At 63.5% G+C, this 7,602-nt stretch carries 9 protein-coding genes; 8 read left to right on the top strand and 1 reads right to left on the bottom strand.

Going from position 1 to position 7,602, the window contains the following annotated elements:
- From I2E26_RS03400 to I2E26_RS03415, 4 genes are all read left to right on the top strand, one after another.
- A partial coding sequence (locus I2E26_RS03400) for an aldehyde ferredoxin oxidoreductase C-terminal domain-containing protein (protein WP_304515621.1) occupies positions 1 to 438 on the top strand: 438 nt, incomplete at its 5' end.
- A gap of 22 nt (positions 439 to 460) precedes the next feature.
- Positions 461 to 1,141 carry a cytochrome c3 family protein gene (locus I2E26_RS03405; protein ID WP_195419610.1) on the top strand — a complete coding sequence of 227 codons (681 nt, stop codon included), beginning with the start codon at positions 461 to 463 and terminating at the stop codon, positions 1,139 to 1,141.
- A gap of 193 nt (positions 1,142 to 1,334) precedes the next feature.
- Positions 1,335 to 1,595, top strand: coding sequence for a TIGR03905 family TSCPD domain-containing protein (locus I2E26_RS03410; protein ID WP_195419611.1), 261 nt, complete (start codon positions 1,335 to 1,337; stop codon positions 1,593 to 1,595).
- A 5-nt stretch (positions 1,596 to 1,600) separates the two neighbouring features.
- Positions 1,601 to 2,815 (top strand): hypothetical protein, encoded by a 1,215-nt coding sequence (locus I2E26_RS03415; protein ID WP_195419612.1) that lies wholly within the window; start codon positions 1,601 to 1,603, stop codon positions 2,813 to 2,815.
- Positions 2,816 to 2,857: 42 nt separating this feature from the next.
- Here the strand turns inward: I2E26_RS03415 and I2E26_RS03420 are convergent, their stop codons facing one another.
- Positions 2,858 to 3,487, bottom strand: coding sequence for a GNAT family N-acetyltransferase (locus tag I2E26_RS03420; protein WP_195419613.1), 630 nt, complete (start codon positions 3,485 to 3,487; stop codon positions 2,858 to 2,860).
- Between the two features lie 180 nt (positions 3,488 to 3,667).
- Here I2E26_RS03420 and I2E26_RS03425 point away from each other — a divergent pair, with 180 nt between their 5' ends.
- The 4 genes from I2E26_RS03425 to I2E26_RS03440 form a co-directional block, all read left to right on the top strand.
- On the top strand, positions 3,668 to 4,399 hold the full coding sequence (locus I2E26_RS03425; RefSeq protein ID WP_147587769.1) for a response regulator transcription factor: 732 nt from the start codon (positions 3,668 to 3,670) through the stop codon (positions 4,397 to 4,399).
- A complete protein-coding gene (locus tag I2E26_RS03430) occupies positions 4,399 to 5,994 on the top strand; it encodes a cell wall metabolism sensor histidine kinase WalK (RefSeq protein WP_195419614.1) in 1,596 nt (531 codons plus the stop codon). The genes I2E26_RS03425 and I2E26_RS03430 overlap by 1 nt, the downstream gene beginning before the upstream one ends.
- A gap of 169 nt (positions 5,995 to 6,163) precedes the next feature.
- Complete coding sequence (locus I2E26_RS03435) at positions 6,164 to 6,772, top strand: NAD(P) transhydrogenase subunit alpha (protein ID WP_147587771.1); 609 nt, start codon at positions 6,164 to 6,166, stop codon at positions 6,770 to 6,772.
- Positions 6,773 to 6,875: 103 nt separating this feature from the next.
- Positions 6,876 to 7,602, top strand: a 727-nt coding sequence (locus I2E26_RS03440; protein ID WP_195419615.1) for an aminopeptidase, incomplete at its 3' end; no start/stop codon positions are given.

Raw genomic sequence — 7,602 nt, forward strand, 5'->3', positions numbered from 1 at the left:
CAGAAGGTGACCATCGACGACCTGTACAAGGCCGCCGAGCGCATCATGACCCTCCAGCGCGTCAACACCGTTCGCGGTATGACCGACAAGGATGGCAAGATGGGTTGCAACGACATGCGCAACATGCATGACGTCATCACCGAGTGGGTCTTCACGGAGGATCCCGACATCAAGCCCTTCACCCCGGGTACCGACAAGATGGAGCGCGAGGACTGGAAGAAGTCCCTCACCATGTTCTACAAGCGCTTCGGTTGGGATGAGAAGCTGGGCTGCCCCACCAAGCAGTGCCTGGCCGATCTGGGCCTGGAGCAGGAGTCCAAGGACCTCGAGGAGCTTGGCCTGCTGGTCGACGGCGGCGTTTCCTACGACGAGCGCACCCGTAAGTACGACGGCCTGCTGAAGAAGTACTGCGGCGACAACCCCGCGCTGAGCGCCTAAGTGGTCTCGAAAGGAGAAAACAATGGCTGACGAGATCAAGGAGAGCACGGAGGCTACCGAGTCCGCCGCTCCCAAGAAGAAGAAATTCGACTGGAAGGGCAAGCGCCTTCCGATTGTCATCGCCGCCGTGGTCGTTGTGACCGTGCTCGGCGTTGCCGGTTGGGCCTGGCATGCGACCCCCGAGTTCTGCGATGCCGTGTGCCACAGCACCATGGGCAAGTATTACAAGTCCTACACCCAGGACACCACGTCGCTCGCCTACAAGCACCGTGGTACGACCAATAACCAGTGCCTGGGCTGCCATGAGGCAACCCTGCCCCAGATGATGCACGAGGTCCAGGTCCAGCTGTCCGGCGACTATCCGCAGCCGTTCGACAAGGTCACCATCTCGAACGACTTCTGCCTGCAGAGCGGTTGCCATCTGGGCGCCGGCGTGATGCCGGGCGCGACGGAGTCCTCTACCAAGGACTTCCCGTTCGACCCGCATAGCGACTACCACGGCGTGCAGCAGTGCAACTCCTGCCACCTCATGCACGACGAGCCCGTCTTCACCTGCGCCTCCTGCCACCAGGTAGGCGCCTGGGAGGGCGAGGGCGGCATCCCCGAGGGCTGGGTCATGGAAGACCTGGGCAACGGCAAGACCGGTGCCGTTCCCGAGGGTTGGGCCACCCCCTTCACCTTCGAGGCCTCTTCCGGCAAGTAAGGTATCGGGCCCCGATACGGCGCGTACGCGCGATCGAACCATGGACGGTCCTCCGCAGTGGAGGGCCGTCCTTTTATATATGGTGCGCACGCACGCCGGCGGCACGTGTACGCCTTCGTGGAAGATTGATGCCGGGTTGTGCGGACGCGTAGGCCGCGGGGATAATGGCAGGGACCGAACAAGGAGGTTTTAGATGATCACGTACGATTACAAGCCGCGCGGCGTGTGCGCACGCGCCATCCATGTCGAGCTTTCCGACGACGGTTCCACGGTGGAGAACGTGTTGTTCGAAGGCGGTTGCAACGGCAACCTCAAGGCCATTTCCAAGCTCGTGCACGGCATGCCCACCGACCGCGTGGTCGAGCTGCTGCAGGGTAATACCTGCGGCCCGCGTTCCACATCCTGCGCCGACCAGCTCACCATCGCCTTGCGCGCGGCTGCGGCGGAAGCGTAGCGGCCATGGCGTGGTGCGATCGCGGGCACAAGGGTATAACGCGCCGCGGCTTCGCGTTGGGGGCGGCTGCAGCGGGCACCGCCGCCGCGGTGTTGAGCGGTTGCGGGTCCGAGGACAAGAAGGTCAAGCCCACTTCGGGCGAGCCGCAGGTCGTCGAGGACTCCTCGCAGATCATCGACGCGCTCGAGGAGTTCGAGGGCAAGGACACGGGCCTCAATCCCGTGAAGATATGGAACCTGCCGCTCGGTACGGTGTTGTTCCACAGCGATGGCTCCTGGGCCGCGGCCATGATGGCACCCGAGTCCGCCCAGCACGTCAATACGCTGGGCGCGCTTTCGGTGATCGACGGCTCGCTCGTTACGCTCAAGGAGGATCCCACGCTGGGGCGCACGTACGGCTTCTTCGACGTTCGCTGCGGTTCCGGGGTGTACGCGTGGATCGAGATCGACTACGCCACGCGCATCTGGGTCCTGCTTGCCCAGCAGTTTAGCGGCGGGGCGCTGTCGGGTGAGCCGGTCCAGCTCGATACCGGTGACAAGAATTGGGAACCTCCCCTCTTCACCTGCACCGGCCCCACGGTGATATGGCAGAAGATGCCGCTTGCTTCCGGCGACCGCCGCTCGTCCGATTCGCATTGCTATCGCTGGTCGGTGGGGGATGCGAAGGAAACCGAGGTGTGGAAGTCCACCGGCCGCTTCGCCACGCCCCCGCGCGTTTCGAACGGGATCCTCACCCTCACGCCGCGCGTGCGGAACGAAGAGGGTACATACTACGGCCTTACCGCGGTCGACCTGCAGAGTCCGAACAACACCAAGCTCGACCAGCTGGTGCTGCCTGCATCCGTGAGGCCCTTTGAAGCGGTGTACACGGGCGAGGTCTTCGCCTTCTCCATCGAGGCGTCGTACGATTCCGCCGGAAGCTTGGGCAAGATGGGTACGTTCGTGGGGCGCGAGGGCGGTCCGTACGTGTACTTCAGTCGCGAGCCCGCCGCGCAGATCGCCTACAGCGGCACGAGGTATCTCGTGAAGACGCAGTCGGCGCACTACATGTTCGACCCCGCCAACCAGCTGCTCGACTCGATCTCGTCGCCCGACCGCTCGCTGGGCTTCGGCGACTATCCGGCGAGCGAGGGCAGCGTGAGCACCTTCGTGACCTATGCCACCGTGCGCGATGCCAAGGGCATCCCTTCGGGCGTGGTGGCCCGCACGTTCGAGCTCTAGCGAATCCCGCGGTTCCGTGAACGCACGGCGTTTGCGGAACCGCTATGCGTCGCGGGCGCCGTCGCGGCCCGCCAAGCGCTCGTTGGCGCGGTCGATGATGAGCTGTTGGACGCCCTCGGCGCATGGCGTCGGCGGTTCGGGGTCGTCGCGGTAGGCCGCCAGCGGTTTTTCGAGCCACTGAATGGACAGCCAGCGACCAAACTTGCTTGCGCACGAGCGGTGCTCGCCCACCACGCGATAGCCATGGCGACGGTGGAAGGCGATGGAGCCGGTGTTCTCGGAGCAGATGCAGGCTTCGCTCGTAACGATGCCGCCGGCGCGCATGATATCTTCCAGGCAGGACAGCAGCTCCGCGCCAACGCCGTGGCCCGTGCAATCGTCTGACAGATAAATCGATGTTTCGGCCGACCATTGGTAGGCAGCACGGTGGCCGAACGCGCCGTAGGTGGCAAAGCCGACGATGCGCCGGTCGTCGCTGTGGACGCCCGCGCCGCCCGCTTCCACCACCAGGTAGGTGGTCGATGCGAGGCCATGGGCGATACGCTGCGCGTAGTCGTCGACGCTGGGGACTGCGAGCTCGAAGCTCACCGTGGTGTCGCGCACGTAGGGCGCGTAGACGTCGAGAACCTGCGCGGCATCGCCGGGGCGCGCCAGCCGAATGCGAAAAGTCACGGCGACCTCCAGGTGAAAGAGAAAAAAGGAGTTGGGCATAATAGGAACCTAAGGGCAGGATAACCGTATTCTGCCTCATGCGGAGCACATTCCAACCGCTGGGGTTCTCCGTTAGCAAGTTTAGCGCCCGCTGCGCTAAAATGGACAGGTTATGTGATTTATAGATTAGGAGGCCTCGCTATGGCTTCGGACGCAAGAAAAATTCTGCTCGTTGAAGACGAGAAGGCTATCCGCGATGCCGTTGCGGCCTATCTCGAGCGCGAGGGCTACTATGTCGTGGGCGTAGGCGACGGGCAGTCCGCTGTCGAGGAATTCGAGAAGCACCAGTTCGACCTTATCGTACTCGACCTCATGCTCCCCAAGCTGTCCGGCGAGCGCGTCTGCCGTGCGATTCGCGACACCTCCGACGTGCCCATCATCATGCTCACCGCTAAGGGCGAGGTGGAGGACCGCATCATCGGTCTCGAGCTGGGCGCAGACGACTACCTCATCAAGCCGTTCTCGCCGCGCGAGCTCGTGGCCCGCGTTCGCGCGCTCTTCCGCCGCACGCATCTGGCCGACGAGCCCCAGGTCGAGGTGCTCGACTTCGGCGACCTGGTTATCGACATCTCGGGTCACAAGATCTTGGTGGACGGCCACGAGGTCGACCTCACGGCGTCCGAGTTCAAGCTCCTCACCACGCTTGCCCGCCATCCCGGTCGCGTGTACAACCGTATGGAGCTGGTCGAGAAGGTTCTGGGCTACGACTTCGAGGGCTACGAGCGCACCATCGATAGCCACGTGAAGAACCTGCGCGCCAAGCTCGGCGACGATCCCAAGCATCCCAAGTGGCTCTACACCGTGCACGGCGTGGGCTACCGCTTCGAGGCCCCTGCGAAGCCGGCTGAAGCTGGCGAGGGTAGCGCGAAGTAATGCTCCCCGCTCAGTTCACCATCGGGCAAAAGCATAAGCATACGGACGAGGCGAGTTCACGCGCAAGCTGGAACACGCCTCGTTCCGATTACCGCACCGCTATGAGCTACGGCATGCGCATGGCGGTTTCTTTTGCCCTTACCTCGTTTATGACCGTGCTTGTTCTGGTGTGCGTGGTAACCGTTGTATGGGGCGGCGCGTTTTCCGACTACACCAGGGCAAACGTGGTGGAGATCGCCGAGCTCACGGCAAGGAAGCTTGCCGAGGGCTATAACGAGACGGGCTCGTTTTCCACGGCGGCGCTGGCGTCGGTGGCCGAGTCCAACCTGCTATCGGACGATATAGGCATGCAGGTAGTGGATGTCGATGGCGATATCCTCTTCGACGATACCTGGCCGGCGAGCGCCCTTGCCGCGGAGACCGAGAAGGATTCCGCGCCGGGTCCGGGAGCCGGTTCCGCGCCTGCGCCCGCTTCCGAGAAGCGGCGGCCGCATAGCCTGGTATCCACCGCGCCCACCGATAAGGAGGGGGCGGTCTCCGAGGAAATCGTGGATGCCGAGGGCAACCGCGTGGGAACCGTGCGCCTATGGGTCCTGGGTAGCGACGCCTTGCTCACCAAGGCCGATGCTGCCTTTCGCGAGAAGACCTTCCACGCCATGGGCATGGCGTCGTTCATAGCCATCGCCATAGCGCTGGTCATCGGCTTCTTCGTATCCAGCATGCTTACCAATCCCATCCGCCGCATCACCACTACGGCCAAGCAGATCCGCGACGGCGATCTTTCGGCCCGCACGAATATGCGGGGCGACGACGAGATCGACCAGCTGGGTGAGACCTTCGACGAGATGGCCACCTCGCTCGAGAAGGACTTGAAGCACGAGCGCCGCCTCACGTCGGATGTCGCGCACGAGCTTCGCACGCCGCTGCAGGCCATGCTCGCCACGGTCGAGGCCATGCAGGACGGCATCTATCCCACCGATGCCGAGCACCTCGAGACGGTGGCGTCCGAGACGCGTCGTCTCTCGCGCCTGGTCCAGCAGATGCTCGATTTGTCGCGTATGGAGAACCGTACGGCACCGCTCAACCTGCGTCCCGTGGATGTGGCCGCCCTTGTGCGCAACATCGTGAACACGCAGCACCAGCTGTTCCATGCGCGCGACCTGCATCTGCGCTTTGCCGATGAGACGATGGGCCGCAGCGCCACGATCGAGGTCGATTCCGACATGCTCACGCAGGCCGTCATCAACCTGATGAGCAACGCGATGCGCTATACGCCCGAGGACGGCTGGGTTGTCGTGAAAGTGCAAAACGACCGTCGACATCTGCTCATCTCGGTATCGGATACGGGTATCGGCATTGCCAAGGAAGACCTTTCGCGCATCTTCGGCCGGTTTTGGCGCGCCGACGCCAGCCGTGCACGCGAGGCGGGCGGTCTTGGCGTGGGCCTGGCGGTGACGAAGCAGATCGTCGAGCGCCATCATGGCTTCATCTCGGTGGAATCCGAGCTGGGCAAGGGCACCACGTTCACCATCCACCTGCCGCGCGAGCATGCAAGCGATCCTTCTAGCACCGGGTCGCATGCCTTGATCGAGTAGACGCTCGGAGGGGACCGGGGCTCGCGCATGCGGCGCGGTTGCCTCCGATAATCCCAGCGTAGACACAAGGTACCCATCGTTTGAGAATGATGGGTACCTGTTTTATTTTGATACCAACGATGGTAAAGTGACTTTCGCCAAAGAACGCATATGAAGGAGTAGAGGACACGTGAGCACCCGTAGCCCCATGAATAAGCGCAACCAGGAGCATGCCGGCGTCGGCATGACCCGAAAGTCCGCAGGTTCGGCCAAGCCGGCCCGCGCCGCCGCCGCATCGGTGCGCGTGGTTCCCGCCAGCTCGAAGGAGAAGCGCAAGCAGCTCGAGCGCGGCGAGGACCTGTCTAAGCTGACCAAGGAGGAGAAGAAGGCGCGCAAGGCCGAGCTCCGCCGTCAGGAGGACCGCGTGTACGCGGCGTCCAACATCCTGATGCGCGAGGACGCCGATTATCCCAAGCGCCGCAAGGTCTTCTGGGGCATCATGATCTTGGGCATCGTGTTCATCGCCATCGGCTGGGCCATGCTCATGTTCTTCGGCGATGCCGCGGGCAGCCAATACCAGACGCTCGAGATCATCGCCATCGCACTGGCCTACGTGTGCATCATCGGCGGCTTCATCTACGACATGGTTCGCATCCGTCCTATCCGCAACCATGCCCGCGCCACGGCCGAGGGCATGTCGGACGCCAAGATCGACGACGTGCTCGATCGCGCTTCGAAGAAGGACGCCGAGAAGCGTGCCGCGCGCGACGCCAAGACGCTCGAGCGCAAGAACAAGTAAGAACGATTTTCCGGGTACAAAGGGGAATCATAGGACGGGTGCGTCGCGCGGTGGTGCCGCGGGCGCACCCGTTTTTCAACGGAAACAGGAAAGGGGGCCCGCTATGAGCGAGCTCAAATACAGTCTGGAAGAGGTCCGCGTGGGAATGGAACGCCTGATGCCCAGCATCGAGCGGTACGCCGAGCTGGTCGTCCGCAAGGGCGTGAACGTGAAGGACGGCCAGGAGGTCGTGGTGCAGGCCCCGGTTGAGTGCGCTCTGTTCGTGCGCCTGCTGGTGGCGGCAGCGTATCGGGCTGGAGCCGGCCACGTGACGGTGATCTGGAACGATGACGTGGTGACGCGCCTTACGTACGAAAACGTCGAGACCTCGTGGTTCGAAACGGTTCCCTCCTGGCAGCGCGAGCAGCTTGACTCCCTGGCCGAGCAGGGCGCATGCTTCATCTTTGTGGAGGGCGCCGACCCCGAGGCGCTCAAGGGGATCGATTCGGCAAAGCCCGCCGCCGCAAGCAAGGCGCGCAACACGCAGTGCCGTGCGTTCCGCCATGGCCTGGACTTCAACATCAACCCGTGGTGCATCGCCGGCGCCCCGGTGGCCGCATGGGCGCGCCACGTCTTCCCGGGAGAGTGCGACGAGGTTGCCGTCTACAAGCTATGGCAAGCCATCCTCTCGGTGGCGCGTGCGGACGGTCCCGATCCGCAGAGCGCTTGGGAGCTGCATGATGCAACCTTCGAGAAGAACCTGCGCCTTATGAACGAGCGCCACTTCGACGCGTTGCGCTACACGGCCTCCAACGGCACCGACATCACGATCGGCCTTACAAGCAAGCACC

This window comes from Collinsella sp. D33t1_170424_A12 (assembly GCF_015554865.1).
GTDB lineage: Bacteria > Actinomycetota > Coriobacteriia > Coriobacteriales > Coriobacteriaceae > Collinsella.

What these genes read in the sequence shown, in the direction of transcription:
- I2E26_RS03425 (WP_147587769.1), top strand. Translation starts at nt 3,668, where the DNA reads ATGGCTTCGGACGCAAGAAAAATTCTGCTCGTTGAAGACGAGAAGGCT.
- I2E26_RS03405 (WP_195419610.1), top strand. Translation starts at nt 461, where the DNA reads ATGGCTGACGAGATCAAGGAGAGCACGGAGGCTACCGAGTCCGCCGCT.
- I2E26_RS03415 (WP_195419612.1), top strand. Translation starts at nt 1,601, where the DNA reads ATGGCGTGGTGCGATCGCGGGCACAAGGGTATAACGCGCCGCGGCTTC.
- I2E26_RS03430 (WP_195419614.1), top strand. Translation starts at nt 4,399, where the DNA reads ATGCTCCCCGCTCAGTTCACCATCGGGCAAAAGCATAAGCATACGGAC.
- I2E26_RS03410 (WP_195419611.1), top strand. Translation starts at nt 1,335, where the DNA reads ATGATCACGTACGATTACAAGCCGCGCGGCGTGTGCGCACGCGCCATC.